This window comes from Vibrio sp. 704, assembly GCF_033339295.1.
Genome location: NZ_JAWOUH010000976.1, coordinates 1 through 526, shown reverse-complemented (window position 1 = coordinate 526; position 526 = coordinate 1). Strand labels below are relative to the sequence as shown.

The 526-nt window shown below is 47.7% G+C and carries 1 pseudogene; it reads left to right on the top strand.

Annotation, left to right across the window (positions count from 1 at the left end):
* A pseudogene (locus R7R24_RS30195) lies at positions 1-526 on the top strand (DNA-binding transcriptional regulator GalS); the annotation flags it as partial.

Genomic DNA, 526 nt, shown 5'->3' with positions numbered 1-526 from the left:
AAATCATCGGTAGAGTCGGGGGGCAAAGCAATGAGCAAATTGGGTTACAGACCCAATGACGCAGCTCGCGCACTGGTGAGTCAAAGCACAAATACCATGGGTGTGTTGGTGAGTGATGTGTCCGATCCTTTCTTCGGCACGCTGGTCAAATCCGTCGATAATGTCGCGCGCGAAAATGGCAAACATATCTTGATTGGCAACGGTTACCATAATCCAGAAGATGAGCGTCAAGCCCTAGAATTGCTGATCAACAGCCGTTGCGATGCAATAGTCATCCACTCGAAAGGCTTATCTGATGAGGAGCTAATTGGCTATGCCCAAGAAGTGAAAGGTATGGTGCTTATCAATCGTCATATCCCAGAGCTTGCTGAGCGCTGTATTTCCCTTGATAACCGCAAAGGAGCATTCCTCGCGACAGAATATTTAATTCGTCACGGGCATCGCAAAATCGCTTGTATTGCCTCATCCCACGATATCGAAGATACCGATGAGCGATTGCAAGGTTACCAAGCAGCATTGAAAGAAC